This is a genomic window from Herbaspirillum sp. alder98, assembly GCF_020179755.1.
GTDB lineage: Bacteria > Pseudomonadota > Gammaproteobacteria > Burkholderiales > Burkholderiaceae_D > Herbaspirillum.
The window spans coordinates 391,454-417,822 of record NZ_JAIUCY010000003.1; the positions used below are offsets into that span (position 1 = coordinate 391,454).

The following is a 26,369-nucleotide window of genomic DNA, read 5'->3' on the forward strand; positions in this document are numbered from 1 at the left end:
AGGTAGATTCGGATGAGAGCATTCTCATCGGTGCGCCGGCCGCGCGAAATCGGCGGAGCGCCCGACATATTGTCAGACAAGATGAGACGTCGCCGTCGGCAGACAGCCCCGGTCTAGTTGAGCCAGCCGCGGCGGCGGAAGTACCAGAACGGCGCGATGGCCGAGGCAATCATCATCAGGATCGCCATCGGATAGCCGCCAGTCCATTTCAGCTCGGGCATCCAGTCGAAGTTCATGCCGTAGATGCTGGCAATCAGCGTGGGCGGCAGGAACGCCACCGACGCCACCGAGAAGATCTTGATGATCTTGTTCTGGTTGATGTTGATGAAGCCGACCGTGGCATCCATCAGGAAGTTGATCTTGTCGAACAGGAAGGCGGTGTGACCGTCCAGCGATTCGATGTCGCGCAGGATCTGGCGCGCGTCCTCGAACTGATCTGCGTTCAGCAGGCGACCGCGCATCAGGAAGCTCACCGCACGCCGGGTATCCATCATGTTGCGGCGGATGCGACCGTTCAAGTCTTCCTCGTGGGCGATGGCGTTGAGGACTTCCGCTGCGGCCTGGTCGGACAGGCTTTTCTTGAGCACGCTGGTGCTGACCGTCTCCAGCTTCTGGTAGATGCCCTCGAGCGCATCGGCCGAGTATTCGGCATCGGTTTCGTACAGGTCGAGCAGCACATCGCGGAAGTCGCCGATCGAACCGGGACGCGAACGCGCCCGCATGCGCACCAGGCGAAACACCGGCAAGTCTTCGGCATGCACCGAGAACAGGATATTGCGCGCCAGGATGAACGCCACCGTCATCGTCGACGACACATCGTCGTCGCCCTCGAACAGGAAATCGGTGCGCAGATGCAGGTCACCGTTCTCGGCCTCGAAGTAACGGGCCGATGCCTCGATATCGCTGAATTCGTCTTCGTCCGGCAGGGTCACGCCATAGATGCTCTTGACCCAGGCGCGCTCTTCATCGGTCGGCTCGGTCAGGTCGACCCAGACCGGCGTGGCCTGTTCGAGATCAGAGCGACTGTCGATGTTGACCTGGCTCAAGCGACCGTTTTGCAGCACGAATACATTAATCATGGAGGCTCACTGGCTGGAACGCGTGGATAGGGCTGCGCGCAGGCGCATTGGCACGCCAAAGGATGACGGCGCCGGAACGAGCGCAAGTGTACGTTCATCGATTGCGCCAGGCAAGCGCTGCGCGGCGTGTCATGCAACCGTCATGCAATCGCCCGCAAGCGGTCCGGCGCGTCAGTTGTGCGATGCCGGCAAGGTCGCCGCATTCATGCGCCGCAGGATCAGGCCGGTGCGCGCAGCCAGGTAGCCCGAACCGCGGTTCTTGTCGTAGAAACGCGGCCTTGGCAGCATCACCGCCAGGCGCGCGGCCTGCTCCGCCCCCAGGCCGGCGGCGGTGGTGCGGTAATAGTGCCGGGCGGCGGCCTCGGCGCCGAACACGCCATTGCCCCACTCGACCACGTTGAGATAGATCTCGAAGATGCGCTGCTTGTCCATCAGCGTCTCGAGCATGTAGGTAATGACGAATTCCTGGGCCTTGCGCAAATAGCTGCGCTCGCCCGACAGGAAAAGGTTCTTGGCCAACTGCTGGGTGATGGTCGAGCCGCCCGCCACGACCCGGCCCTTCTTCTCGTTCTTTTCGTAGGCCTTTTGCAGGGCTTCCCAGTCGACGCCGTCATGCTCGGAGAAGTTGGAGTCTTCCGACGCGATGATGGCGCGCTTGAGATTGTTGGAAATCCGGTTGTACGGCACCCACGTGAATTGCAGCTGGGCGTCGGGGTTCTTTTCGCGCAGCAGCGACAGCTGCTGGCGCATGAAACTGGTCGAGCCGGGATTATGGTCGACCCACCACCAGATCTGGACGAAGAAATAGGCCTGCAACAGCAGCACCAGCAATATCGGCAGCACGACAATCCACAGCAGCAGCTTGCGCATGACGCCAGTCCTCACTGACTCAGCTGCCGGCGCAGCAGGTCGAACACCTCGGCCGTATCGGGGCGCACCCCACGCCATAACAGAAACGCCTCGGCGGCCTGCTCGACCAGCATGCCCAGGCCATCGCGCACGGTGGCGCCATGCTGCTGCGCGAATTGCATGAACACGGTGGGCTGGCGACCGTACATCATGTCGTAGGCCAGCGTCTGGCTGCCGAAGACCGATGGCGGCAGTGGCGGCAGGTCATCGTTGAGACTGGACGAGGTGGCATTGATCACCAGGTCGAAGTTGCCCTCGACCTGCTCCAGCGCCGCGCTGCGCAACGGCCCGTATTCGGCGAACCCGGCGACCAGTTCATCGGCACGGGCACGGGTGCGGTTGACGATCACCAGTTCGGCCGGGCGCTGCTCCAGCAGCGGCAGCAAGGCACCGCGCGCGGCGCCACCGGCGCCCAGCAACAGGATACGACGTCCGCCCAGGGCCAGGCCGGCGTTGATCGTGATGTCGGTCACCAGGCCGGCGCCGTCGGTATTGTCGCCATGGATGCGGCCATGCTCGAACTTGAGCGTATTGACCGCGCCGGCCAGGCGCGCACGCTCGGACAGGGTGTCGGCCAGGGCATGCGCATCCAGCTTGAACGGCACCGTGACGTTGGCGCCGCGCCCACCCTGGCGCATGAAGACCTGGACGCTGGCCTTGAAACCATGCAGCGGCGCCAGCAGGCGTTCATAGCTCAGTTGCTGGTCGCATTGCCGTGCGAAACAGGCGTGGATCTCGGGCGATTTGCTGTGGGCAATCGGATTGCCGATGACGACATATGCATCCATGGTGGTCCCCCTGTGTGGGCCTGCTGCCTGTGTTGTTGTCATTATTACTGCCTGCATTGCATTTGCGTTCGGCCGGCGTTCAGCTTGCGCCCACCTGGGTCTGCAAGACCTGGTCACGGGTAAAACGGAAGCGGGTCACGATTTCCCAGACATCATCGCGGCCGCTGCTGCGCATGTTCTCGGGGAAACGGCCGAACGGCGCCGAGCGCCGCACGATCGCCACCGCCGCCTGATCCAGTGCGGCATTGCCGGAACTGGTGCGCACCGTGACGCCACCATCACGCTCATAGATGGTGCCGTCCTGGAACACCGGTATCACCAGCAGCAGCTCACCATACAACTTCTGGCCATCCCTGGTCGGGAAATTAAGCGTGCCCACCTTTTCGATCTTGTCCTGCAAGGTCTTGTAGTACTGGGCATAACCGACTTCGCGCGTGCTTGGCGTGATCTGGGTCTTCTTGGGGCGCTTGTTGTATTCCTCGACGCTCTTGGCCACCTCGGCTTCCATGCGGGCCATCGCGCGGGCGGTATCGAGCATGTCACGCGCGTTCAACTGCGGCGCGTCTTTCGGCTTCTGTTCGTCGGCGCTGGTCACATGCTGCTGCGACTGGCGCATCTGCGCCAGCATCTTGCGCTGCTGCTCCTCGAGCTCCGCCACCCGGCGTTGCTGGGCCTTGACGCTGTCGCCGGTCTCGACCCGTCGCATATCGGGCAGCGGCGACTTGGCGCGCCCACGGTCGACGTTGCCGCCACCATCCAGGTTGGCCTGCGCCAGTGCCTCGGCATTGACCGGCTTGGTCTCGTGCCTGGCATTGACCAGGATCACTTCCAGTTCGGGGTCGGTCGGCTTGAGGCGAAAGGCATCGGGCGCGGCAAAATGCACGGCCAGGAACAGGCCGTGCACCAGCAGCGAGATGCCAAGCGCCAGGCTCAGCAGACGGTGTTGCGAAAACAGGTTCACGGCGGGCACGAAAAGGGCAAGGGGCCGGCGCTGCCGACCAGGATCAAAGCAGGGATTTTACGCCAAGCCGGGTTCATTGCCTGACATCGGCCGTGGTGTTTTCGCTTTCGCCGTCGTCCGGCGCCGGCGTCGACTGCACGGTCCCGGCATCGGCACTGTCGCCGGTATCGGTGGTATCGGCGGCATCCGCTTCGGACTGCTCGGCCGGCGCGCCTTGCGCCGCCTCGGACATGCCCTCGAGCAATTCGTCGTCGTCCCCCAGATCGACATCCAGCGCCTGGGCCGCAGCCGCCGGCACTTCCAGCAGCCGCGCCTCGACGGTGAGGTCGACCTCGTCCCAGCGCAATATATCGAGCCGCACCTGCAACCCGCGCGCCAGTTGTGGCAATCCGGGCATGCGCAGCACCAGCGGAATCTCGACCAGTCGCAGCAGTTCGTCCTTGAGCACCACGGCGTCGACCGCGCGCGCATTGTGCTGGGCCAGCCAGCGCAGGCACCAGTAGCGTTCCATGCCGGACTGGAACTCGGCGTAACCCGAATAGGCGGCATCGAAGGCCGAGACGATGGCGAACAGGTCGGCGTCGCGCGGCTTGAAGGTGGCCACCAGCGGAGCGGCCACGCCATGTTCGACACAGGCCAGGATCTGCCACTGGTTGACCAGGTCGGTATAGCGGCGCAGGGGCGAAGTGCTCCACGCGTATTGATCGACCCCGAGCCCCTGGTGCGGCGCCGCGTGGGTCACCATGCGCACCTGCATCTTGGCGGCCCAGCCGCCGGCACCGCCGCCCTGGGCGCGGTAGATGCCCGGCACGCCATGGTCCGACATCAGCTTGCCCCAGGTACTGTTGGCGAAGATCATCAGCTCGGCCACGATCTTGTCGAGCGGCGCGCCGCGCTTGCGGCGCACGATGCTGACCACGTCATCTTCGACATAGAAGTTGAAGTCGACCCGGTTGTTCTGTTCCGGACGCAGGCCGAAGCTTTCGCGCTTGACCATACGGCCCTGCTCCAGCACCTGCACCCATTGCCACAGCAAGGCGATCTCGTCCTTGTGGGGATAGTCGCCGTGGCCGTTGGCCAGCGCCTCTTCGGTGACCAGCTCATCGAGATCGTTGTGACGCAGGTTGGCCGCGATCGGCACCCGCTCGGCACGGGTCTCGGTGGACAGCACCTGCCAGCTCTCGGGGTCCAGCGTCGCATACAGCGACAGCGCCGGACGCGCCGCGCCGGCGTCGAGCGTATAGGCCGCGACCAATTCGTCGGGCAGCATTGTGATCTTTTCGCCGGGCATGTAGACGGTCGACATGCGAGCCCGCGCAATGGCGTCGATGGCGTCGCCGCGACGCACCGCCAGCCCTGGCGCTGCGATGTGGATACCCACCTGCAGCTTGCCGTCGGCCAGCCGGGTCACCGACAGCGCGTCGTCGATCTCGGTGGTGGTCACGTCATCGATGGAGAAGGCCTGGACTGCGGCCAGCGGCAACTCCGGCGGCTGCGGAATCTCGATGGCGGGAAAACCGATGCCGCGCGGGAAATACTCGAACAGGAAACGCGCGTAATGCAACTGCTTGGGTGAGGCAATGCCGCCATTGGCCAGCATCAGGCGCTGCGGCGTGGTCTGCATTTCCTTGGCCGCGGCGTCCAGGGCCTTGTATTCAATACCGTTCTTGTCGGGCTTGAACAGTAGTTGCAAGGCCATCGGCATGAAGGCCTCGGGCATGCGCCCGGCCTTGAGTTCATCCACGTAGGCGCCCTGCACCAGCAATTGCTGCTTCTTCTTTTCGAGGCCAGCCAGCGCTGCCTGCAGCGAGGCCAGGGGCGCCGCCTTGTAGCGGCCGCGCCCCTTCTTGTAGAAATAGACCGGCGCGGTATGCAGCCGCAGCAACAGGCCGGCGGCTTCGGGCGGCAGCGGCGCATGGCCGAAGTATTCGGCGGCCAGTTCGGCAAAGCCGAATTCTTCCTCGCCCGCCACTTCCCACAGGAAATCGAGGTCGATGTCGTCGGCAATCGCCTGCGCCTGCTGCAGCAGCTCCTGCGGTGCGGGGGCGGCAAAATGCAGCAGCGCGTCCTTGGACTTGACCTTGCTGCGCTTGCCGGATGCCATCTCGACCTGGAACGACTCGCCCTGCTGGCTCATGATGGAACCGGCCTTGAAGTCGCCGGATTCTTCGAACAATAAATTCATCGATTGCTATCTGTTACGGATTGTCTTGATTGAAACGGCCCTCGGCGCGCATCAGCGCGTCCAGGGCCGGAAGGAAAACGTCAGTCACCATCATGACGCCACCGCGGCGACGAAACAGCGAGCGGCGCGCATACAAGGCCGATGGCACGGCATGCCCGTGCAGCGCCCGGGCGATTCTCTGCACCAGCGGGTGATGCACCGGCAAGCGCGCGAACTGAATCGGATAGCGGCGCACCAGCGGATCGAAAAACAGGTTGGCGCCCAGCGGCGTGTTACCCAGCCGGCTGAAAAACGGCCAGTCGGTCTTGACCGACGTGGTGGCGATGACCGTATGCCCGAACACCACCGGTCGACCATCGCAATGCAGGATCACATCGCGCTCGACCACCCTGGATGCGCGCGGCAGGCCAATCATCGCATGTTCATCGGCCAGTGAGCGCGCCGGCCGCTGGCGCAACAGCCGCACCGAGAAATCATCGCTGCGGGCCTTCAGCTTGAGCGTCATGGAACCGGTATCGGCCAGCCACGAGCGCAAGCTTCGCGCATACGCGCCCTGCCCGGCCAGCAACGATGCCAACGCCTGCGGATGCGACATCCAGCGCGCCTTGCACGACGAATGCGGCATCAATGCTCCGTCCCGCTGCTAGTGGCGATGCCGCAGAAGTCCAGCACCGCATCGAGATGCTCGACGAAGTCGGCCATGCCATGGTCGCTACCCTGGATCACGGTCTGCTGCGCGCCCGGATAGTGCGCCACCATCTCGCGCCAGTCCAGTACTTCGTCGCCGGTGGCGGCGATCAGATAATAACGCCCGGCGTCGCTGATGGCCGGCACGGCCAGGGCGCGTAGCTCATCGACATACTCGCGCCTGAATTCGAACGGTTCGTCCGAATGGTACTGGGTAGTCACGCCCACGTACGACTCAAGATCGCGCGGTGGCTTCACGGCCGGGTTCAGCAATACCGCACGGCAACCATGCCGCTCGGCCAGCCAGGTGGCGTAGAAGCCGCCCAGCGACGAGCCTACCACGGCCAGTTGCGCCGGATCGACACCGGCGATGAGCGATTCCGCCAGCGCCATGGCCGCCGCCGGCGACGCCGGCAATTGCGGGCAGGCAAACTGATGCGCCAGCCCCAATTGGGACATCCGCTGCGCCATCACGCGCGCCTTGAACGATTGCGGCGAAGAACGAAAGCCATGCAGATAGAGGATCATGCCAGGGCGTCCAGCAACTTCTGGTGCACGCCGCCGAAGCCGCCATTGCTCATGACCAGCACATGGTCGCCCGGCCGCGCCGCCGCCGCCACCGCCTGCACCAGCGCGGCAATGTCGTGAAAGGCCCGCGCCCGCTCGCCGAGCGGCGCCAGCGCCTGGCCGAGATCCCAGCCCAGCGCATCGCGCCCGCTGTCGGCGCCATAGCCGAAGACCAGGTCGGCCGCGGCCAGGCTGCCCGGCAACGCCTCTTTCATGGTGCCCAGCTTCATGGTGTTGGAGCGCGGCTCCAGCACCGCCAGGATACGTCCGCCCTCGGCGCCCAGCTTCTTGCGCAGGCCAGCCACGGTGGTGGCAATAGCGGTCGGGTGATGGGCAAAATCGTCATAGACGGCGACGCCATTGGCGCTGCCGCGCAGCTCCATGCGGCGCCGCACGTTCTGGAACTCGGCCAGGGCAGCGATGGCTTGCGCCGGCGGCACGCCGACATGCCGTGCCGCCGCAATCGCCGCCAAGGCGTTCATGCGGTTGTGTTCGCCGCTCAGGGCCCAGCGCACGATGCCCTGCGAGACGCCATCGAAGAACACCTCGAAACTGTCATCGGCAAAGGTATGCAAGGCCCATCCCGCGCCTTGCGTGACACCGAATTGCTCCTGCTCGCTCCAGCAGCCGCGCGCCAGCACCCGCTGCAATGCCGCCTCGCGGCCATTTACCAGCACCCGTCCGATGCCTGGCACGGTGCGCACCAGGTGGTGGAACTGGGTTTCGATGGCGCCCAGGTCGGGGAAGATGTCGGCGTGATCGAATTCGAGGTTGTTCAGGATCGCGGTGCGGGCGCGATAGTGCACGAACTTGCTGCGCTTATCGAAAAATGCGGTGTCGTATTCGTCCGCTTCGATGACGAAGAACGGAGATGCCGCACCATGGCCATCACTGCCCAGGCGCGCCGAGATACCGAAATTCAACGGCACGCCGCCGATCAGGAAGCCCGGTTGGTAACCGGCATGTTCGAGTACCCAGGCCAGCATCGCCGACGTGGTGGTCTTGCCATGCGTGCCGGCGACAGCCAATACCCATTTGTCCTGCAGGATATGGCGGCCGATCCATTCCGGGCCGGACACGTAGGGCAGGCCGCGATTGAGAATTTCTTCCATCAGCGCATTGCCGCGCGAGACCACGTTGCCGATCACGAAGAGATCGGGCGCCAGCGCCACCTGGGACGGATCGAAACCCTGGATCAGCTCGATGCCCTGGGCCTCCAGCTGGGTGCTCATCGGCGGGTAGACGTTGGCATCGCAACCGGTCACCTTGTGACCGGCCTCTTTGGCCAGCACGGCGAGACCGCCCATGAAGGTGCCGCAAATGCCGAGAATGTGAATATGCATAAAGAACTCAAGCGTTCCAACTGAGTGTAATCACGGGATTTTACCTGAGCCACCGGCGAGCGCCGGTGTCAGCGGGTATGATGTTGCCCATGCCTGATTTCTTCACATCGGAAACCGAACGCCTGCGTTCAGAGATCGCCATCGCCGCCGCGCGCATGATTGCCGAGGAAGGCGCCGACTATGGCAGCGCCAAGCGCCGTGCGCAGAAGCAACTGCTGGGCAACCAGAAGGTGCGCGGCGAGATCATGCCCGATAACGAGCAGATCGAAGAAGAAGTGCGCATCTATAATCAGTTGTTCTTTGCCGATACCCAACCGGTGCGCCTGCGGCACTTGCGCCAGGTCGCGCTGAAATTGATGCAAGATTTGCAACAATTCAACCCCTATATCACCGGTGCGGTCTGGAACGGCACTGCCGGCGCCCATTCGGATGTTCACTTGCAGCTGTTCGCCTCCAGCGCCAAGGAAGTCGAAATCTTCCTGCTCAACCGCAATGTGAATTTTGAAGTGGGCGAGACCCCGCATTTTCGCAATGGCCGCGATATGGTCGAGACGCTCAGCATGCTGCTGCCGCAACCTGGCAGCGCGCCCGAGCTGGCGCACCTGGCGATCTACGACGAAGACGACCTGCGCGGCAGCCTGCGCAGCGTCGCCGGGCGTCGCGCCGAGCGTGGTGACGCCCGGGCGCTACTGCAGGTGATGGACGAAGATAACAACAGTGAAAGCACAGATCAATGAAGAAGCTACGTAATATCATCTTGTCGGTCGCCGTGGCGGCGATTGCCGTCGGCGCCGGGCTGTACGCCCATCACCGTAGCAACCCGCCGCTGTCGACCGAAGACCGGGCGCTGGCAAGCCTGTTGTCGCAGAGCCTGCCGGACGTGAAGGGTGCGCCGCAATCGTTGTCGCAATGGCAAGGCAAACCCCTGGTCATCAACTTCTGGGCCACCTGGTGCGGCCCGTGCGTGGAAGAGATGCCCGAGCTGACGGCGCTGCAGGCAGAAATTACTCCGGTGCAAATTCTGGGAATTGGTATCGATAGTGCCGAAAATATCGGGCAATTTGCACAAAAATATCAAATCCGCTATCCTCTCTACGTTGCCGGACCCGGCGCTACCGATTTGCTCAGGCAATTCGGCAATGCGGCGGGCGGTCTTCCCTTCACCGTTCTGGTGGGCCGGGACGGCAAAGTCAAAAAGATCTATCTGGGCCGCTTGAAGTTCGATGAGCTCCGACGTGACCTGTCCCAACTGTAAATCCCTGAAAAGAAAGTTTTTCTTGCCAAATGGTGTCATTTGACGGCAAAATGCGCGCATCGTCGTCAAACGGGGCTTAATCTCGATGGCAAAACACCTTCTCCTGCTGAATGGCCCGAACCTTAATCTGCTCGGGACCAGAGAGCCGGAAGTCTATGGATCGACCACACTGGCCGATGTCGAAAGCCGTGCGCAGGAACAGGCGCGCGCCGCCGGCGCCAGCCTGCAGGCGTTCCAGAGCAACCATGAAGGTGCATTGATCGACCGCATTCACGCCGCACGTGCCGAAGCGGTCGATGCCATCGTGATCAATCCGGGCGGGCTCACGCATACCAGCGTGGCATTGCGCGACGCACTGGCCGGGGTGGCCATTCCGTTTGTGGAGGTGCACATCTCGAATGTCCACCAACGCGAGCAATTCCGTCATTTTTCTTATTTGTCCGGACTTGCCCGGGCGGTCATGTGCGGCTTCGGCGTGGACGGCTATCGATTGGCCGTCGACTACTGGCTGCATCAGAAGTAGCGCCGCTCCTGGCGCCAACGAAACTGCTCCCGGCTGACCAACACCATACTGCCGACCGCCATGAACGGTCGGCGATTATTTAAAACTCATCACAATTCCGAGGGATTCAAATGGATTTACGAAAACTCAAGACACTGATCGACCTGGTTGCAGAATCGGCCATCGAAGAGCTTGAAGTCACTGAAGGCGAAAGCAAGGTCAGAATCGTCAAATCTTCCCCGAATGCGCAGAACCAGCTGGTGATGATGCCCCAGCAGCAAGCCTACGCACCAGTGGCCGCGCCGCTGGCTGCAGCGCCGGCCGCCGCTCCTGCAGCGCCAGCCGCACCGGCAGTGCCTGAAGGCCACATCGTGAAGTCGCCCATGGTCGGCACCTTCTACCGCGCCTCGGCGCCAGGCGCCCCGGCATTCGTCGAAGTCGGCAAGGAAGTCAAGGAAGGCGACACCCTGTGCCTGATCGAAGCCATGAAACTGTTGAACGAGATCGACTCGGACAAGGGCGGCGTGATCAAGCAGATCCTGGTCGAAAACGGCCAGCCGGTAGAATTCGGCCAGCCACTGTTCCTGATCGGCTAAGCAGTCGCCGACGCAGCACAAGGCAATCCCGGCTTAGTCGGATGGCGCCGCCCCACAGGCGGCCTGAAGTGGAATCTGCAGCCCTGCCAGCGCGGCCATTGATGCCGCGCGGCGCGCAATCCCGCCATCCGGATCTTTATAACGCTTGATTTGGCGACGCCTCTCTCCTGCTATGTTTGAAAAAATACTGATCGCCAACCGTGGCGAAATTGCCCTGCGTATCCAGCGCGCCTGCCGCGAGATGGGCATCAAGACCGTGGTCGTGCACTCCGAGGCCGACCGCGAAGCCAAATACGTGAAGCTGGCCGACGAGTCGGTCTGCATCGGACCTGCGCCCTCGGCCCTGTCCTACCTGAACATGCCGGCCATCATCAGCGCCGCTGAAGTGACCGACGCCCAGGCGATCCACCCGGGCTACGGCTTCCTGTCCGAAAACGCGGACTTCGCCGAACGGGTCGAAAAGTCCGGCTTCGTCTTCATTGGCCCACGTCCTGAAAACATCCGCATGATGGGCGACAAGGTCTCGGCCAAGCAGGCCATGATCCGCGCCGGCGTGCCGTGCGTGCCAGGCTCTGAAGGTGCGTTGCCCGACAATGCGAAGGAAATCGTGCAAATTGCACGCAAGATCGGCTATCCGGTGATCATCAAGGCCGCCGGTGGTGGCGGTGGTCGCGGCATGCGCGTGGTGCATACCGAGGCAGCGCTGATCAATGCGGTCACCATGACCAAGACCGAGGCGGGTGCGGCATTCGGCAATCCCGAGGTCTACATGGAGAAGTATCTCGAGAATCCGCGTCACGTCGAGATCCAGATCCTGGCCGACGAACACAAGCAGGCCATCTGGCTGGGCGAACGCGACTGCTCGATGCAGCGTCGCCACCAGAAGGTGATCGAGGAAGCACCTGCGCCGGGCATCCCGCGCAAGATCATCGAGAAGATCGGTGAACGCTGCGCCGAAGCCTGCCGCAAGATGAACTACCGCGGCGCCGGCACCTTCGAGTTCCTGTACGAAAACGAAGAGTTCTATTTCATCGAGATGAACACCCGCGTGCAGGTCGAACACCCGGTCACCGAAATGATCACCGGCGTCGACATCGTGCAAGAGCAGATCCGCATTGCCGCCGGCGAAAAGCTGCGTTATCGCCAGCGCGACATCGAGCTCAAGGGCCACGCCATCGAGTGCCGCATCAACGCCGAAGACCCGTTCAAGTTCATTCCGTCGCCCGGCCGCATCACGGCATGGCACGTCCCGGGTGGACCCGGCATCCGCGTCGATTCGCATGCCTACTCCGGTTATTTCGTCCCGCCCAACTACGATTCGATGGTCGGCAAGGTGATCTCGTACGGCTCGACCCGTGAGCAGGCGATTCGCCGCATGCAGATCGCGCTGTCGGAAATGGTGGTCGAGGGTATCTCGACCAACATCCCGCTGCACCGCGAACTGATGGTGGATGCCCGTTTCTTCGAAGGCGGAACCAATATCCATTATCTGGAACATAAGCTGTCTGAACGTCCTGCGTCGGACGCCGACAAATCTACCAAGAAGTGATGCGCCATGGGCTGGGTTGAAATCGTCATCGAAGTCGCACGTGACCAGGCCGAGGCATTGTCCGACGCCTTGATGGATGCGGGCGCCCTGTCGGTGTCGGTGGAAGACGCCGACGAAGGCACCGAGGCCGAGCGCCCCCTGTTCGGCGAGCCGGGCATGGAGCCGCAACAGGCGGCATGGGATCGCAGTCGCGTAGTGGCGCTGGCCGGCCGCGATGCCGACCACGCCACCATCGTCGCTGACGCCACCCATGCCATCGGCCTCGACTACGCCTTGCCGTTTGCCACCCGCGATGTTGAAGAGCAGGACTGGGTGCGCCTGACGCAATCCCAGTTCGAGCCGATCCATATCGGGCAACGCATCTGGGTGGTACCCAGCTGGCACGATGCGCCGGACGTCGCCGATGCGCTGATCCTCGAACTCGACCCCGGCCTGGCCTTCGGCACCGGCAGTCATCCCACTACCCGGTTGTGCATGGAGTGGCTCGAATCGAACGCCAGCGCCGATACCGGCCGTCTGCTCGACTATGGTTGCGGCTCGGGCATCCTGGCGCTGGTCGCGGCCAAGGTGGGTGTGCCCAAGGTAGTCGGGGTCGACATCGACCCGCAGGCCATGGAGTCAGCCCAGTACAACGCCCAGCGCAACCACTGCGAGATCGATTTCTTCCTGCCCGAACCCTTTGCACAGCTTTATCCGGAGGGCGAGCGTTTCGGTATCGTGGTGGCCAATATCCTGGCCGGCCCACTGCAGGTGATGGCGCCGATGCTGGCCGGACGCGTGGCCACCGGCGGTGCGCTGGTGCTGTCGGGCGTGCTGGATCGCCAGGCCGAGGAAGTCATCGCCGCTTATGCACCCTACATCGCCCTGACCGTCTGGGCCGAACACGAAGGCTGGGTGGCGCTGGCAGGCCGCCTGCCGGAGTAAGTGCATGGCACTGGCGACCCAATGTCCGCAATGCCTCACCATCTTCAGGGTCGCTAACGATCAACTCAAACTGCGCGGTGGCCTGGTCCGCTGCGGCAGTTGCAAGAACGTCTTCAACGGTAACGAATATCTGGTCGAGGCCGGCATCAGCGATGGCCTCTATCATCCCGCGCCGGGCAGCCGCGCGCTGCCGCCGGGCACACCGGCACCGGTCGTCATGCCCGTGACTGCGGCACCGCCGGTGGTCGATTCGCTGCCCGTGGTCAACACGCCGGCACCGCTCGACCAGCCAATCCCGGCGCCGATGCCGATGGCAACGGTGCCGCCGCCGCTCGATGCGCCACTGCCACTGGTGCCTGAACCCAAGGTATTCCGCTCCCCCGACAATCCCGGCTATATCCCTGACCTGGGCGCGCCGTTGCGCCCGGTCGATACCGAAAATACGGCCGAGGCGGACGATTTTCCGTTGCCCAGCAAGCCCTCGGCGCCCGGGGACGAAGATGATCGGCAGTCGCGGCCTGGGGATACGTCCGAGGCCGATGCTCCGCATGACCCGCATGACACCACGACCGAGCCCGAGCCCGAGCCCGAGGCCGACATCGAACCCGAGCCGGAACCCGCGCCCCTGGACGATCTCGAATTCGTGAAGAAGGCCGAGCGCCGCGCCCGCGTGGGACATGTCACCCAGATCGCCATGATCCTGCTGGCCGCCGTGATGGTGCCCCTGCTGCTGCTGCAAGCCACTTATTACTGGCGCAACCAGATCGCCGCCGGCGCCCCGGCGCTGCGTCCGATGCTCAACGGCATGTGCGCCACCTTCAATTGCACCGTCGGCGTGCCGGCAGAAATCGACCAGTTGTCACTGGAGTCCAACGAGCTCCAGGTGGTGCCGCCCAACCAGAACATCTATGCGCTCTCGCTGCTGCTGCGCAACCGCAGCGCCAGCGCGCAGGCCTGGCCTGCCATCGAGCTCACGCTCAACAATGACGATGAAAAACCAGTGGTCCGCCGGGTTTTCCGCCCGCGAGATTACCTGCCCGGCGCCCAGCAGATCGACAACGGCATCGGCGCCGGCAGCGAACAACTGGTCAAGCTGACCTTCGAACTCGACAACGCCCTGGTGTCGGGATATCGCATCTATCTGTTTTATCCCTGAAAGTCACGCCGCTTTCTTCTACAATGCGGCATTCCTCAACTTTCTTTCACACCATCCCATGAGTTCATTGATCTGCGGCTCGCTCGCCTACGACAACATCATGCAGTACGAAGGTCGCTTTGCCGACGCGCTGCTGGCCGACCAGTTGCACAAGATCAATGTCTCGTTCCTGGTGCCCACCATGCGCCGCGAGTTTGGCGGCTGCGCCGGCAATATCGGCTACAACCTCAAGCTGCTCGGCGGCGAACCGGTGGTGATGGCCACCGTCGGCCTGGATAGCGCGCCTTACCTGGAACACCTGGCCAAGCTGGACATGCCGACCCATTGTATCCGCGTGGTGGAATCGTCCTTCACGGCACAATGCTTCATCACCACCGATGCCAGCAGCAACCAGATCACCGCCTTTCACCCGGGCGCGATGAGTTTCTCGCATGAAAACAAGGTCGCCGATGCGGGCGCAGTCAAGTTTGCCATCGTCGCGCCGGATGGCCGCGACGGCATGCTGCAACACGCGGAACAGGCTGCGGCGCTGTCGATCCCGCTGATCTTCGATCCGGGTCAAGGCATGCCGATGTTCGACGGTAACGACCTCAAGCATTTCATCGACCTGGCAACCTATGTGGCCGTCAACGATTACGAAGCCGAACTGCTGACCGCCCGTACCGGCCTGTCGCTGCAGCAGATCGCCGAGCGGGTGTCGGCCCTGATCGTCACGCGCGGCGAACTGGGCGCCGAGATCTATCACGGCGGCAACAAGATCGATATTCCCGTGGTGCCAGCCGCCACCATCGCCGACCCCACCGGTTGCGGCGATGCATTCCGTGCCGGCATGCTGTATGGTCTGACCGAAGGCTTCGACTGGCCCACTACAGGCCGTCTGGCCAGCCTGATGGGCGCCATCAAGATCGAGTCGCAAGGGCCGCAGAACCATGCGCCGTCCAAGGCCGAGATCGAAGATCGATTCCAGCAGGTATTCGGCTATCGTTTCGGCTGACCCTGACCGGGTCGGCACTGCATCATCGAATGTTTCCAGGAGGAGCGTCGCATGTCCAAGTCACTGTCGTCGTTGTTTGCCCTACCCTTGCTGGTCGCCGCAGTCCTGACGGCCGCGCCGGCCGGGGCAGTACTCAAGCCGGGCGAGAAGGCACCTGATTTCTCGGCACCGTCGTCGCTCGGCGGCCAGGTCTCGACCTTCTCGCTGGCCTCGGCGCTGAAGAATGGCCCGGTGGTGCTGTACTTCTACCCGGCGGCGTTCACCGCCGGCTGCACCGTCGAGGCGCACCTGTTCGCCGAAGCCACCGATCGCTACAAGGCATTGGGGGCGACCGTGATCGGGGTATCGGCCGACAACATCGAAACGCTCAACAAGTTTTCGGTCAGCGCCTGCCGTAGCAAGTTTGCGGTAGTCGCCGATGTCGACCAGAAGGTCATGAAAGCCTATGACTCGGTCCTGAACAAGAATGCCGAACGCGCCAGCCGCACCTCGTACGTGATTGCACCCGACCGCTCGGTGATCTACGAATACACCGACATGAATCCCGAGAAGCACGTCGAGAACACCATGCACGCACTGGAGCAATGGTCGGGCAAGAAAAAACAGTAATCGACCAGGGCAATAAAAAACCGGACCAGCTTGACGCTGGTCCGGTTTTTTTATGGGCGCGACGGACGGTCAGGCCAGCGATAACAGCAAGGTGCTGACCACCCGCACTGCAATCTGCAACAGGATCAGCGCCGCCAGTGGCGACAGGTCAACCCCGCCGACCAGCGGGATAATGCGGCGCAGCGGACGCAGCAGCGGTTCATTGAGCGCCCGCACGAAGGGCGCCAGCGGCGCCTGCGGATTGACCCAGCTGAACACGGCCTCGATGATCAGCGTGGCCATGAAGCCATAGAAGATCCACTGGAAGAAGCGGATCAGCGACAACAGCAGGATGGTCTTGAAGTCGAAGCCGGTGTCAAAACCGACGGCGGCGACGATCGACAGCAGCACGATCAGGAAGGCACCCACCAGGCTGGCCCAGTCATAGGCGCCACCTGGCATGATGCGACGCAGCGGCTTGACCAGCCAATCCGAGAGCTGATAGACGAACTGCCCGACTGCCTGCGGTGGACGCACCCGCACCACCTGTACCCAGAAGCGCAGCAGCATGACACCGGCCAGGATGCTGGCCACGGCGTCGACGATCAACATGAAAATACTATGCAGCACAGGGGATCTCCGTCATTAACAAATCGGTGGATGCGGACAGGTTTTGACGCGCACGCACATACTAGATGGCATTGGCGCAATCGCCAAGTATCTATTTTTGCGTAATCGCCAGCAGTCGTTCATATGGTGCTGCGGCGGCCATTTCCAATCCCGTCGACTGGCCGATGTCGATATAAATGCGCTGCGGGAGTGCTTGGCGCGGGCAAAAAAAATCCGCTGCATGGCGCGAGGCCACCCAGCGGATTTTGCCTGAAGAAGATCAGGCGGCAGACACGCCCTGATTAAGGACGGGTGGTGCCAGTCGGGAACGGCCAAGCCGCGGCCGGATTCAGCACAGTCTTCGCCGAAGCGGAGGCTGGTGCTGCGGCTGCGGGCTTAGCCACCGGCTTTTTTGCGGCAACCGCCTTCTTGGCTGCTGCTGGCTTGGCGGCCACTGCTGGCTTAGCTGCTGCCTTGGCTGCCGGCTTTGCCGCGGCCTTCGGTGCTGCCTTGGCTGCAGGCTTTGCTGCTGCCTTCGGTGCGGCCTTGGCTGCAGGCTTGGCGGCTGCCTTCGGTGCTGCTACCTTCTTGGCGGCGACCGGCTTCTTGGCAGCGACTGCCTTCTTCGGTGCTGCTGCCTTGGCGGCGACTGGCTTCTTCGCTGCGACGGCCTTCTTCGGTGCTGCTGCCTTCTTGGCGGCGACCGGCTTCTTGGCAGCGACTGCCTTCTTCGGTGCTGCTGCCTTCTTGGCGGCGACTGGCTTCTTCGCTGCGACTGCCTTCTTCGGTGCTGCTACCTTCTTGGCGGCGACCGGCTTCTTGGCAGCGACTGCCTTCTTCGGTGCTGCTGCCTTCTTCGGAGCGGCTGCCTTCTTCGCGACCGGCTTTGCTGCTGCCTTGGTAGCGACTGCCTTCTTCGGTGCTGCTGCCTTAGCGGCGGCGACCGGCTTCTTGGCGGCGACCGCCTTCTTTGGAGCGGCTGCCTTGGCGGCTACCGGCTTCTTGGCAGCCGGCTTCTTGGCTGCTGGCTTCTTTGCTGCTGTTGCCATTTTGTTTCTCCTTCTTCACGTGATGGAAAAAATCAAGCTTGATATAAGAAACCCTCCCGCGCCATCGCGATGACACAGGCGGATTATTCATCGGCACAAGCATTGCCTTTCGCTTGCGCTAATGAATTCGGCACCAGCTGAACTGCAGCATCCCCTTACCTATGCTGCGCTTCAGCTATCTGGCTTGCCATCCCCGGGCGAATCCGCACATCGGGCGGTCCGTCGACACGAAGGGAGGCGTTAGGCCAAAAAAAACGCCAGCGTTCTCAGACGCCAGCGTCGGAATAGCACTCCCGAAAAACCTTAGGGTTTTTCAAAGGAAAAGCCGCCCGACCCGACACAAAGGGGGTGAGCGGCAATAACAGAGAAGAACGATTCGGTCTCTGACTGTTCATTAAATTGGCGATCGCCTTTCAGTTTCGTCAGCCGGGTATCTTGCAAGCTACCCGACTAACGTTGTGCAACATGTCTCGCTAAAGGGCACTGAGGAGACTGCACTTCATTCCCAACTCAACGCGCCCCCGGTCTGGTATTCGATGACTCGTGTCTCGAAGAAGTTGCGCTCCTTCTTCAGATCGATCATCTCGCTCATCCACGGGAACGGATTTTCTTCTTGTGCGAACAATGGGTCCAAACCGATTTGCTGTGCGCGACGATTAGCAATGAATCGGAGGTAACCCTTGAACATCGGCGCGTTCAACCCGAGCACGCCTCGCGGCATTGTATCCTCTGCGTAACGATATTCCAACTCTACCGCGCTTAAAAACAACGATTTGATTTCGTCGCGGAACTCGGGCGTCCACAGATGCGGATTTTCCATCTTCACGGTGTTGATCAGATCGATGCCGAAGTTGCAGTGCATCGACTCGTCGCGCAGGATGTATTGGTACTGTTCTGCCGCACCCATCATCTTGTTCTGACGACCCAGCGCCAGGATCTGGGTGAAGCCAACATAGAAGAACAGGCCTTCCATGATGCAGGCAAAAACGATCAGCGACTTCAACAGCTTCTGGTCGTTCTCGGTGGTGCCGGTGGTGAAGGCAGGATCGGTCAGCGTATTGATGAACGGGATCAGGAACTCATCCTTGTCGCGAATCGATTTGACTTCGTGATACGCGTTGAAGATCTCCGCTTCGTCCAGGCCCAGCGACTCGACGATGTACTGGTAGGCGTGGGTGTGGATCGCTTCTTCGAACGCCTGGCGCAGCAGGTACTGGCGGCACTCGGGCGCGGTGATGTGGCGATAGGTGCCCAGCACGATGTTGTTGGCGGCCAGCGAATCGGCGGTGACGAAGAAGCCAAGGTTGCGCTTGACCAGGCGGCGTTCGTCATCGGTCAGGCCATTGGGGCTCTTCCACAATTCGATGTCGCGCTGCATGTTGATTTCTTGCGGCATCCAGTGGTTGGCGCAACCGGCCAGGTACTTGTCCCAGGCCCACTTGTACTTGAACGGCACCAGCTGGTTGACGTCGGTGTGGCCGTTGATGATGCGCTTGTCGGCGGCGTTGACGCGCATGGTGGTGTCGACCGGCGCATCCTGGCCCACCAGCGTCGGGTTCAATGCGGCGTCGGCCAGGTGTTGTGGTTGTGGATGTCGCGGCGCTGCGACTTTCGCGCCTGCTTCGTCGTCCCAAGAAAGCATGTCTGTTCCTCTTTACTATGTGTTCAATGATGCGCTCTCGCGGCCTTGCCGCGCACGGGCATCTTCAAGGTGACAACGGCGCATCCGGTGAAGTTCACCGTAATGCGCCGGCTGTGAAGACTGCCCGGGGTTGCCCCCGGGCGGATTCTAAATGTTACTGGCAGGCCTCGCACTCTTCGAAACCGGCGTCGCCGGGGCGCATGGTGCACACCGGACCATCCGCTTCGATGGTCGCGCCCGGATTGGGCATGACGTAGGCGCTGGTCGCGGCAGCAGCCGAGGCGATCTGCGCGGCCGGCACTGCCGGAGCCGACGACATGCCGCCGCCGACGCCACCATCCACACCCACCGCATTCAACGCACCGGCACGCGAAGTGGACTTCTCGGTGTGGGTGGCGCCGATGGTGCGCAGGTAATAGGTGGTCTTGAGGCCACGCAACCATGCCAGCTTGTAGGTCTCATCCAGGCGCTTGCCCGATGCACCGGCCATGTAGATGTTGAGCGACTGCGCCTGGTCGATCCATTTCTGGCGACGCGAGGCGGCTTCGACCAGCCACGACGGATCCACTTCGAAGGCGGTGGCGTAGATGTCGCGCAGGTCCTGCGGCACGCGATCGATCTTGGCCAGGCTGCCGTCGAAATACTTGAGGTCGGCGACCATCACTTCGTCCCACAGGCCACGGGCCTTCAGGTCGCGCACCAGGTACTCGTTGATTTCGGTGAATTCGCCCGACAGGTTCGACTTCACATACAGGTTCTGGTAGGTCGGTTCGATGCAAGCCGACACGCCGATGATGTTGGAGATGGTGGCCGTCGGGGCGATCGCCACGCAATTCGAGTTGCGCATGCCATGCTCGGCGATACGTGCACGCAGGGCGGTCCAGTCCATGCTCTCGGAGCTGTCGGTCTCGAGGTAGCCACCGCGTTCTTCGGCCAGCAGCTTGAGCGAGTCCTGCGGCAGGATGCCACGATCCCACAGCGAACCGCGGTAGGAAGTGTAACGGCCGCGCTCTTCGGCCAGCTCGGTCGAGGCCCAGTAAGCGTAGTAGCAGACGGCTTCCATCGAACGATCGGCAAACTCGACCGCATCCTTGGAGGCGTAAGGCACGCGTTTGACGTGCAGGCAGTCCTGGAAGCCCATGATGCCCATGCCCACCGGACGGTGACGCAGGTTCGAGTCACGTGCCTTCTTGACCGCGTAGTAATTGATGTCGATCACGTTGTCGAGCATGCGCATGGCGGTGCGAACCGTCTTCTGCAGCTTGACGTGGTCGAGCTCGCCATTGACCAGGTGGGCCGGCAGGTTGACCGAACCCAGGTTGCACACGGCGATCTCGGACTCGTTGGTGTTCAGAGTGATCTCGGTGCACAGGTTGGAGCTGTGGACCACGCCCACGTGTTGCTGCGGCGAACGGATGTTGCACGGATCCTTGAAGGTGATCCATGGGTGGCCGGTTTCGAACAGCATCGACAGCATCTTGCGCCACAGGTCGTTGGCCTGGATCTTCTTGAAGACCTTGATCTCGCCACGGGCGGCACGCGCCTCGTAGCCGGTGTAGGCCTCTTCGAAGGCGCGACCGAACTTGTCGTGCAGGTCGGGCGTGTCGGAGGGCGAGAACAGGGTCCACTCGCCCTTTTCCATCACGCGCTTCATGAACAGGTCGGGAATCCAGTTGGCCGTATTCATGTCGTGGGTACGACGGCGATCGTCACCGGTGTTCTTGCGCAGTTCGAGGAATTCCTCGATGTCCATGTGCCAGGTTTCCAGGTAGGCGCAGACCGCGCCCTTGCGCTTGCCGCCCTGGTTGACTGCCACGGCGGTATCGTTGACCACCTTCAGGAAAGGCACCACGCCTTGCGACTTGCCGTTGGTACCCTTGATGTGGGCGCCCAGTGCACGCACCGGGGTCCAGTCGTTACCCAGGCCGCCGGCGAACTTGGCCAGCAGGGCGTTTTCCTTGATGGCGTCGTAGATGCCTTCGAGGTCGTCCGAGACGGTGGTCAGGTAGCACGACGACAATTGCGAACGCAGGGTGCCCGAGTTGAACAGGGTCGGGGTCGAGCTCATGAAGTCGAACGACGACAGCAGGTCGTAGAACTCGATGGCGCGGTCTTCGCGGTTCACTTCATTGAGCGACAGGCCCATCGCCACGCGCATGTAGAACGCCTGCGGCATTTCGATGCGGGTGCCCTGGATATGCAGGAAGTAGCGGTCATACAGGGTCTGCAGGCCGATGTAGCCAAATTGCAGATCGCGCTCGGGCTTGATGGCAGCGGCCAGCTTGGCCAGGTCGAACTGACCCAGCTTGGTGTCGAGCAATTCGGCGTCGATACCCTTCTTGATGTACTTGCCGAAGTATTCGAGGTACTCGGCCGGCGCATCGGCTTGCGCGACTTCGTGGCCGAACACTTCCTTGCGGATGGTATGCATCAGCAGACGCGAGGTCACCTGGCTGTAGGCAGGGTCCTTTTCCATCAGCGCGCGGGCAGCCAGGATGGCGGACTTGTACAGCTCTTCGACGGGCACGCCGTCGTACAGGTTCTTGACCGTCTCGGCCAGGATGGCTTCGGCGTCGACGTGCTTTTCCAGGCCGACGCAGGCAGCCGCGATCAGCGCGCGCACTTCGGCGATGTCGAGCGGACGGCTACGACCGCCATCGACCACATTGAGCTGGGGTGCGGCAGCGTCGGTCTTGGCGGCGGCAGCACCTTGCTGCTGGGCACGCTCTTCCATGCGCTTGGCACGGTACAGCACGTAGGCGCGGGCAACGTCATGCTCGCCCGAACGCATCAGGGCCAGTTCGACCTGGTCCTGGATATCTTCGATATGGAAAGTGCCACCGGTGGGCTGGCGGCGCACCAGCGCCGACACCACGCTATCGGTCAATTGCTCGACCATTTCACGCACGCGCGCCGAAGCGGCGCCTTGACCGCCATTGACCGCCAGGAAGGCCTTGGTCACGGCGATGGAAATCTTGGATGGCTCGAAACCGACCACCGCGCCATTGCGGCGGATGATACGGTATTCACCGAGTCCGGCAGCCTTGACCGAACCGGCCTGGGACGCGTCGGACGCATCCTGGGATGAGGCAACACCAAATGCTGCAGGGGATTTGGCGGAAATTTCTTGAGTTGAGCGCACTTAGCCTCCTTGAACTTTAAGTCGGACAGTCGAATGGACCGCCCTGAGATTGCACAATCTGTAAATCCCGACTTGGCCGGGATTCGCGAATGATCGATGCGGCCACCAATGCCTATCCCCTTGCGCGGACATTCATGATGACGCAAACCTGCTTGAAACCGATGAGAACGCTGGAAAAAAGGGGATAGCGAGACGTTGTAGGACTTGGTTGCTGCCTCACGAACCTTTCACCTTCTGAAGCACTGCCATGTGGACCTTCGTGGATGAGGGCCCGGTACAAATTCACTTCCAGAAAACACTACATCTAGTACCAAAAGAACGATTGGGACTAATTCTAGTATCGCGTCCTGGCGTATGCAACTGCTATTTCTGCTATTTTTCTAACCCGCCCGCTTGACTTTCGCCAACGCCCGCAGCGAAGCGCAATTGCGCCGGGTTAATAATTTCCCTGGTGGCGTCATGGTATTGCTGCCAGTCGAAAAACGGCCCGGGGTCGGTCTTGCGCCCCGGTGCGATATGTTCGTGGCCGGTCACGCAGCGCAGGTGATAGCGCGCCTGCAGCGCAGCCGTCAGGCGCACCAGCGCGGGATATTGGGCCGCTGCAAAGGGATCGAAGTCACTGCCTTCAAGCTCGATACCGATCGAAAAATCGTTGCAGCGCTGGCGCCCTTCGAACTCGGACACCCCGGCATGCCAGGCACGGCGGTGGGCGGCCACGAACTGCACCACCTCGCCATCGCGCCGGATCAGGAAATGGGCCGACACCCGCAACGGCCGTAACTGGTCGAAATAAGGATGGACCTGGTAGTCGAGCCGGTTGCAGAACAGGTCGGCGATATAGGGTCCGCCGAATTCGCGCGGCGGCAGGCTGATATTGTGGATCACCAGCAGCTCGGCGACGCTGCCCTCGGGCCGCTCGTCGCAGTTCGGCGAAGGCTCACGCCGCGCCGCGCTGTACCAGCCATCGTCATCGATCACGGGGACGACGGGATCGTTCATTTTCAGAACGACGCCAGGCGGCGGTGTTCTTCGGAGCAATACAACGCACCGGAAGCGTGCGTGACGGCCTCGGACACCGGAAAATGAATGCCGCAGTGCGCACATTGCACCATGGTCTCGGCGCCGCTGTCGGCGGTACGGCGAAAACGCTTGGCCTTGGGCGGCACCGCGCCGCTCTCGCCCATCGGCTCGGCGCCGGCGCCGGCGCCACCGCTGCGGTCGCCACCACGCAGGATCGACTTCTTGGCGCGTTGGAACCACACCACCACGGCCAGCAGCACGACCAGCCAGATCAGATATTTCATGTCAGTACCCGGTGCAGCACGACTTCGAGTACGAAACGGCTGCCCACATAGGCCAATAAAAGAATGGCGAATCCCGCCAGGGTGAACGATAGCGCGGTCCGGCCGCGCCAGCCCTGCCAACGCCTGCCCGCCAGCAACAGCCCGAACAGCAGCCACGACAGCAGCGTAAACATGGTCTTGTGGTCCCAGCGGAAAGGCGTGCCGAACAATTGCTCGGAAAAACCGACGCCCGACAGCACCGTCAGCGTCAACAGCACGAAACCGAAACCGATCAGGCGGAACAGCAGTTTTTCCATCGTCAACAGCGCCGGCAGGCGGTCCAGTGCCGCGCCGAACCAGCTATTGCCGGCCGCCGGCCCCGGGCGGGTATGCAGGCGCGACTCCTGCAGCACCATCAGGACCGCATGGAAAGCGGCGATGGTGAGCGTGCTGTAGGCCAGGATCGAGATGCCGATATGCGCCAGGAACCATTCGGACTTGCCGGCCAGCGGCACCATGTTGCCCGGGAATATGCTGGGCAACAGCACCGATATGGCGGCCACCGGCAACACCAGCACACGCATGCTATCGAGGGAGAAATTGCGATTTTCCAGCCAGTAGGCCGCCACCGAGATCCACAGCGTGGCCGACAGCATCACGGCGAAACCGACCCGCATGGCTTCGGCGGCAAACATGTCGCTCAGGAGCGCGCCACCGTGCAGCACCCAACCGATCACGATGCCCAGCGACACCGTGTTGCGCCGTTCCGATGGCAGGAAGGTGCAGCCAATATAGAACAACGCGGCCAGGATGAAAAAATAGGTTTGCATCGGCTAAGTTTACACCAAGTCGGCCCGCTCCCTGCTGCCGGGCAGCGGCCTCTACTATATAGAGAGGCCGCTGTCAGCAACGCACCGCCCCCTCAGTCGACCGCCGCCGCCTTCATTTCGGCATGGTGATGGCGTTGCTGCTCTTCCATCACCAGTTGGCCGAGCTCGCGCTTCAAGGCATTGAACTCGGGTGCGGCCGGGTCGCGCAGGCGTGGCAGGTCGACTACGATGTCGCGCTTGATGGTGCCGGGACGATAGGTCATCACCACGATACGGTCGGCCAGGTAGATGGCTTCTTCGATACTGTGCGTGACGAACACGATGGTCTTCCTGAACTCGTCCCAGATCCGCAGCAATTCATCCTGCAGATTGCGGCGCGTGAGGGCATCGAGCGCGCCGAACGGTTCGTCCATCAGCATGATCGGCGAATCCAGCGCCAGGACCCGGGCGATTGCCACCCGCTGGCGCATGCCCCCGGACAGGTCCTTGGGAAAACGACGGCGAAAGTCGATCAGGCCGAGCTTGTCGAGCAACTGCGTCACGCGGGCCTCGATCTGCTCGCGCGAAACGCCTTTGATTTCGAGCCCGAAGGCCACGTTCTGCTCGACCGTCATCCAGGGAAACAACGCGTATTCCTGGAACACCATGCCGCGATCCGGCCCCGGCTCGCTCACCTCGCGGCCGTCGGCGGTGATGCTGCCGGCCGTGGGCAGGGCAAAGCCCGCAATGGCGTTGAGCAGCGTCGACTTGCCGCAGCCGGAAGGCCCCAGCAGGCAGACGAACTGGCCGTCGGGAATTTCGAGGTTGATGTCCTTGAGCGCCACCACCTCGCGCTCGTCGGTCTGGAATACCTTGTGCACACCCGAGACCACGATGCGCGGTGAAGATTGCTTGGTGTTCATCTCAGTTCTCCAGCCCGCGATGCCAGCGCAGCATGTAATTGTTCAGGCGGCTCATGCCGAGGTCGATCGCCAGGCCCAGCAGGCCGATGGTGATCATGCCGGCAATGATCTTGTCGGACCAGAAATACTCGCGCGCCTCCATGATCCGGAAGCCGAGGCCGTTGCTGACCGCAATCATCTCGGCCACGATCACCACGATGAAGGCGGTGCCGATGCCGATCCGCACCCCCGAGAGGATATACGGCACCGAAGCCGGCAGCATCACCCGCAGGAACAGGGTGCGCTGGTTGGCGCCCAGGTTGCGCGCCGCCCGCAGGTAGATGCTGTCGACCTGGCGCACGCCGGCGATGGTATTCATCAGCACCGGGAAGAACGCCCCCAGCGAGATCAGGAACAACGCCGGTGGATTACCCAGCCCGAACCAGAGGATCGCCAGCGGGATATAGGCGATTGGCGGAATCGGCCGCACTACCTGTACCGTCAGGTTCATCAGGCCATAGATGCGCTGGCTGGACCCCATCAGCAAACCCAGCGGCAACGCCAGGCCGGCCCCGATCAGGAAGCCCACGACCACCCGGTACAGACTGCCGATGGCGTCCAGTATCAGCTCGCCCGAAAACAGCCAGGCCAGCCAGCTCCCCTGGCTGGCGTCGTAAGGCTTGGCCGGTGCGGCATATTCGAACCACTTGTGCAGCACTGCCCAGGGCGAGGGCAGCACCAGCGGATTGATCCACCCCGCGCGCGACGCCCCTTCCCACAACGCCAGGACGATCACCGGCACCAGCAAGCCCTGCAGGACTCCCCCATTCTTCTGCTTTGCCATGACGCC

General features: G+C 62.4%; 26 protein-coding genes. 9 read left to right on the forward strand and 17 right to left on the reverse strand.

The annotated features are described in order from the left end of the window. Nucleotides 1-113: 113 nt before the first annotated feature. From corA to mpl, 8 genes are all read right to left on the reverse strand, one after another. Nucleotides 114-1,079: a magnesium/cobalt transporter CorA gene (corA, locus tag LBW87_RS09695; protein ID WP_225201239.1), complete on the reverse strand. Its 966-nt coding sequence runs from the start codon at nucleotides 1,077-1,079 to the stop codon at nucleotides 114-116. 171 nt (nucleotides 1,080-1,250) lie between these two features. Continuing rightward, nucleotides 1,251-1,949: a monofunctional biosynthetic peptidoglycan transglycosylase gene (gene mtgA / locus LBW87_RS09700; RefSeq protein ID WP_225201240.1), complete on the reverse strand. Its 699-nt coding sequence runs from the start codon at nucleotides 1,947-1,949 to the stop codon at nucleotides 1,251-1,253. An 11-nt stretch (nucleotides 1,950-1,960) separates the two neighbouring features. Beyond that, nucleotides 1,961-2,776 carry a shikimate dehydrogenase gene (aroE, locus tag LBW87_RS09705; RefSeq protein WP_225201241.1) on the reverse strand — a complete coding sequence of 272 codons (816 nt, stop codon included), beginning with the start codon at nucleotides 2,774-2,776 and terminating at the stop codon, nucleotides 1,961-1,963. Between the two features lie 79 nt (nucleotides 2,777-2,855). After that, on the reverse strand, nucleotides 2,856-3,737 hold the full coding sequence (locus LBW87_RS09710; protein ID WP_225201242.1) for a TonB C-terminal domain-containing protein: 882 nt from the start codon (nucleotides 3,735-3,737) through the stop codon (nucleotides 2,856-2,858). A 73-nt stretch (nucleotides 3,738-3,810) separates the two neighbouring features. Next, nucleotides 3,811-5,922, reverse strand: a complete 2,112-nt coding sequence (locus LBW87_RS09715) for an RNB domain-containing ribonuclease (protein WP_225201243.1) — start codon at nucleotides 5,920-5,922, stop codon at nucleotides 3,811-3,813. Nucleotides 5,923-5,935: 13 nt separating this feature from the next. Beyond that, nucleotides 5,936-6,547: a chorismate--pyruvate lyase family protein gene (locus LBW87_RS09720; protein WP_225201244.1), complete on the reverse strand. Its 612-nt coding sequence runs from the start codon at nucleotides 6,545-6,547 to the stop codon at nucleotides 5,936-5,938. Further along, on the reverse strand, nucleotides 6,547-7,137 hold the full coding sequence (locus LBW87_RS09725; protein WP_225201245.1) for a YqiA/YcfP family alpha/beta fold hydrolase: 591 nt from the start codon (nucleotides 7,135-7,137) through the stop codon (nucleotides 6,547-6,549). Before LBW87_RS09725 ends, LBW87_RS09720 begins: the two co-directional genes overlap by 1 nt. Further along, a complete protein-coding gene (gene mpl / locus LBW87_RS09730) occupies nucleotides 7,134-8,519 on the reverse strand; it encodes a UDP-N-acetylmuramate:L-alanyl-gamma-D-glutamyl-meso-diaminopimelate ligase (RefSeq protein ID WP_225201246.1) in 1,386 nt (461 codons plus the stop codon). Before mpl ends, LBW87_RS09725 begins: the two co-directional genes overlap by 4 nt. Before the next feature lie 80 nt (nucleotides 8,520-8,599). Between mpl and LBW87_RS09735 the strand changes: the two genes are divergently transcribed. The 9 genes from LBW87_RS09735 (at nucleotide 8,600) to LBW87_RS09775 (ending at nucleotide 16,104) form a co-directional block, all read left to right on the forward strand. After that, nucleotides 8,600-9,256 carry a hypothetical protein gene (locus LBW87_RS09735; RefSeq protein WP_225201418.1) on the forward strand — a complete coding sequence of 219 codons (657 nt, stop codon included), beginning with the start codon at nucleotides 8,600-8,602 and terminating at the stop codon, nucleotides 9,254-9,256. Next, a complete protein-coding gene (locus LBW87_RS09740) occupies nucleotides 9,253-9,774 on the forward strand; it encodes a TlpA family protein disulfide reductase (RefSeq protein ID WP_225201247.1) in 522 nt (173 codons plus the stop codon). The genes LBW87_RS09735 and LBW87_RS09740 overlap by 4 nt, the downstream gene beginning before the upstream one ends. A gap of 85 nt (nucleotides 9,775-9,859) precedes the next feature. Next, nucleotides 9,860-10,297: a type II 3-dehydroquinate dehydratase gene (gene aroQ / locus LBW87_RS09745; protein WP_225201248.1), complete on the forward strand. Its 438-nt coding sequence runs from the start codon at nucleotides 9,860-9,862 to the stop codon at nucleotides 10,295-10,297. Between the two features lie 110 nt (nucleotides 10,298-10,407). Beyond that, entirely contained in the window at nucleotides 10,408-10,872 is a 465-nt protein-coding gene (accB, locus tag LBW87_RS09750; RefSeq protein WP_225201249.1) for an acetyl-CoA carboxylase biotin carboxyl carrier protein, read from the forward strand. Between the two features lie 172 nt (nucleotides 10,873-11,044). Then, nucleotides 11,045-12,421 (forward strand): acetyl-CoA carboxylase biotin carboxylase subunit, encoded by a 1,377-nt coding sequence (accC, locus tag LBW87_RS09755; protein ID WP_225201250.1) that lies wholly within the window; start codon nucleotides 11,045-11,047, stop codon nucleotides 12,419-12,421. Nucleotides 12,422-12,427: 6 nt separating this feature from the next. Then, nucleotides 12,428-13,345 (forward strand): 50S ribosomal protein L11 methyltransferase, encoded by a 918-nt coding sequence (gene prmA, locus LBW87_RS09760; RefSeq protein WP_225201251.1) that lies wholly within the window; start codon nucleotides 12,428-12,430, stop codon nucleotides 13,343-13,345. A 4-nt stretch (nucleotides 13,346-13,349) separates the two neighbouring features. Then, nucleotides 13,350-14,501 carry a DUF3426 domain-containing protein gene (locus LBW87_RS09765; RefSeq protein WP_225201252.1) on the forward strand — a complete coding sequence of 384 codons (1,152 nt, stop codon included), beginning with the start codon at nucleotides 13,350-13,352 and terminating at the stop codon, nucleotides 14,499-14,501. Nucleotides 14,502-14,559: 58 nt separating this feature from the next. Beyond that, nucleotides 14,560-15,495 (forward strand): carbohydrate kinase family protein, encoded by a 936-nt coding sequence (locus tag LBW87_RS09770; RefSeq protein ID WP_225201253.1) that lies wholly within the window; start codon nucleotides 14,560-14,562, stop codon nucleotides 15,493-15,495. A 51-nt stretch (nucleotides 15,496-15,546) separates the two neighbouring features. After that, nucleotides 15,547-16,104 carry a peroxiredoxin gene (locus LBW87_RS09775; protein WP_225201254.1) on the forward strand — a complete coding sequence of 186 codons (558 nt, stop codon included), beginning with the start codon at nucleotides 15,547-15,549 and terminating at the stop codon, nucleotides 16,102-16,104. A gap of 69 nt (nucleotides 16,105-16,173) precedes the next feature. Here the strand turns inward: LBW87_RS09775 and LBW87_RS09780 are convergent, their stop codons facing one another. The 9 genes from LBW87_RS09780 to LBW87_RS09820 all read right to left on the reverse strand — a co-directional run bounded on the left by LBW87_RS09780 (nucleotide 16,174) and on the right by LBW87_RS09820 (nucleotide 26,363). Next, complete coding sequence (locus tag LBW87_RS09780) at nucleotides 16,174-16,713, reverse strand: YggT family protein (protein WP_225201255.1); 540 nt, start codon at nucleotides 16,711-16,713, stop codon at nucleotides 16,174-16,176. 281 nt (nucleotides 16,714-16,994) lie between these two features. Continuing rightward, on the reverse strand, nucleotides 16,995-17,741 hold the full coding sequence (locus tag LBW87_RS09785; protein ID WP_225201256.1) for a histone: 747 nt from the start codon (nucleotides 17,739-17,741) through the stop codon (nucleotides 16,995-16,997). Between the two features lie 499 nt (nucleotides 17,742-18,240). Next, a complete protein-coding gene (locus tag LBW87_RS09790) occupies nucleotides 18,241-19,383 on the reverse strand; it encodes a ribonucleotide-diphosphate reductase subunit beta (RefSeq protein WP_225201257.1) in 1,143 nt (380 codons plus the stop codon). Nucleotides 19,384-19,537: 154 nt separating this feature from the next. Further along, nucleotides 19,538-22,525, reverse strand: coding sequence for a ribonucleoside-diphosphate reductase subunit alpha (locus LBW87_RS09795; protein WP_225201258.1), 2,988 nt, complete (start codon nucleotides 22,523-22,525; stop codon nucleotides 19,538-19,540). Between the two features lie 372 nt (nucleotides 22,526-22,897). After that, nucleotides 22,898-23,524 carry a 1,6-anhydro-N-acetylmuramyl-L-alanine amidase AmpD gene (gene ampD / locus LBW87_RS09800; protein ID WP_225201259.1) on the reverse strand — a complete coding sequence of 209 codons (627 nt, stop codon included), beginning with the start codon at nucleotides 23,522-23,524 and terminating at the stop codon, nucleotides 22,898-22,900. 2 nt (nucleotides 23,525-23,526) lie between these two features. Then, the gene (locus tag LBW87_RS09805) at nucleotides 23,527-23,829 is read right to left on the reverse strand and encodes a PP0621 family protein (protein ID WP_225201260.1); all 303 of its coding nucleotides are present in this window, start codon (nucleotides 23,827-23,829) and stop codon (nucleotides 23,527-23,529) included. After that, nucleotides 23,826-24,638, reverse strand: coding sequence for an inner membrane protein YpjD (locus tag LBW87_RS09810; RefSeq protein ID WP_225201261.1), 813 nt, complete (start codon nucleotides 24,636-24,638; stop codon nucleotides 23,826-23,828). Before LBW87_RS09810 ends, LBW87_RS09805 begins: the two co-directional genes overlap by 4 nt. 92 nt (nucleotides 24,639-24,730) lie before the next feature. Further along, nucleotides 24,731-25,540 carry an ABC transporter ATP-binding protein gene (locus tag LBW87_RS09815; protein ID WP_225201262.1) on the reverse strand — a complete coding sequence of 270 codons (810 nt, stop codon included), beginning with the start codon at nucleotides 25,538-25,540 and terminating at the stop codon, nucleotides 24,731-24,733. Between the two features lies 1 nt (nucleotide 25,541). Beyond that, nucleotides 25,542-26,363, reverse strand: a complete 822-nt coding sequence (locus LBW87_RS09820; protein ID WP_225201263.1) for an ABC transporter permease — start codon at nucleotides 26,361-26,363, stop codon at nucleotides 25,542-25,544. Between the last annotated feature and the right edge of the window lie 6 nt (nucleotides 26,364-26,369).

Bases quoted from the DNA above. Each gene is read 5' to 3' on its own strand.
- corA (WP_225201239.1), bottom strand. From the start codon at position 1,079: ATGATTAATGTATTCGTGCTGCAAAACGGTCGCTTGAGCCAGGTCAAC.
- mtgA (WP_225201240.1), bottom strand. From the start codon at position 1,949: ATGCGCAAGCTGCTGCTGTGGATTGTCGTGCTGCCGATATTGCTGGTG.
- aroE (WP_225201241.1), bottom strand. From the start codon at position 2,776: ATGGATGCATATGTCGTCATCGGCAATCCGATTGCCCACAGCAAATCG.
- LBW87_RS09715 (WP_225201243.1), bottom strand. From the start codon at position 5,922: ATGAATTTATTGTTCGAAGAATCCGGCGACTTCAAGGCCGGTTCCATC.
- LBW87_RS09720 (WP_225201244.1), bottom strand. From the start codon at position 6,547: ATGCCGCATTCGTCGTGCAAGGCGCGCTGGATGTCGCATCCGCAGGCG.
- LBW87_RS09725 (WP_225201245.1), bottom strand. From the start codon at position 7,137: ATGATCCTCTATCTGCATGGCTTTCGTTCTTCGCCGCAATCGTTCAAG.
- mpl (WP_225201246.1), bottom strand. From the start codon at position 8,519: ATGCATATTCACATTCTCGGCATTTGCGGCACCTTCATGGGCGGTCTC.
- LBW87_RS09735 (WP_225201418.1), top strand. From the start codon at position 8,600: ATGTTGCCCATGCCTGATTTCTTCACATCGGAAACCGAACGCCTGCGT.
- LBW87_RS09740 (WP_225201247.1), top strand. From the start codon at position 9,253: ATGAAGAAGCTACGTAATATCATCTTGTCGGTCGCCGTGGCGGCGATT.
- aroQ (WP_225201248.1), top strand. From the start codon at position 9,860: ATGGCAAAACACCTTCTCCTGCTGAATGGCCCGAACCTTAATCTGCTC.
- accB (WP_225201249.1), top strand. From the start codon at position 10,408: ATGGATTTACGAAAACTCAAGACACTGATCGACCTGGTTGCAGAATCG.
- accC (WP_225201250.1), top strand. From the start codon at position 11,045: ATGTTTGAAAAAATACTGATCGCCAACCGTGGCGAAATTGCCCTGCGT.
- prmA (WP_225201251.1), top strand. From the start codon at position 12,428: ATGGGCTGGGTTGAAATCGTCATCGAAGTCGCACGTGACCAGGCCGAG.
- LBW87_RS09765 (WP_225201252.1), top strand. From the start codon at position 13,350: ATGGCACTGGCGACCCAATGTCCGCAATGCCTCACCATCTTCAGGGTC.
- LBW87_RS09770 (WP_225201253.1), top strand. From the start codon at position 14,560: ATGAGTTCATTGATCTGCGGCTCGCTCGCCTACGACAACATCATGCAG.
- LBW87_RS09775 (WP_225201254.1), top strand. From the start codon at position 15,547: ATGTCCAAGTCACTGTCGTCGTTGTTTGCCCTACCCTTGCTGGTCGCC.
- LBW87_RS09785 (WP_225201256.1), bottom strand. From the start codon at position 17,741: ATGGCAACAGCAGCAAAGAAGCCAGCAGCCAAGAAGCCGGCTGCCAAG.
- LBW87_RS09790 (WP_225201257.1), bottom strand. From the start codon at position 19,383: ATGCTTTCTTGGGACGACGAAGCAGGCGCGAAAGTCGCAGCGCCGCGA.
- ampD (WP_225201259.1), bottom strand. From the start codon at position 23,524: ATGAACGATCCCGTCGTCCCCGTGATCGATGACGATGGCTGGTACAGC.
- LBW87_RS09805 (WP_225201260.1), bottom strand. From the start codon at position 23,829: ATGAAATATCTGATCTGGCTGGTCGTGCTGCTGGCCGTGGTGGTGTGG.
- LBW87_RS09810 (WP_225201261.1), bottom strand. From the start codon at position 24,638: ATGCAAACCTATTTTTTCATCCTGGCCGCGTTGTTCTATATTGGCTGC.
- LBW87_RS09815 (WP_225201262.1), bottom strand. From the start codon at position 25,540: ATGAACACCAAGCAATCTTCACCGCGCATCGTGGTCTCGGGTGTGCAC.
- LBW87_RS09820 (WP_225201263.1), bottom strand. From the start codon at position 26,363: ATGGCAAAGCAGAAGAATGGGGGAGTCCTGCAGGGCTTGCTGGTGCCG.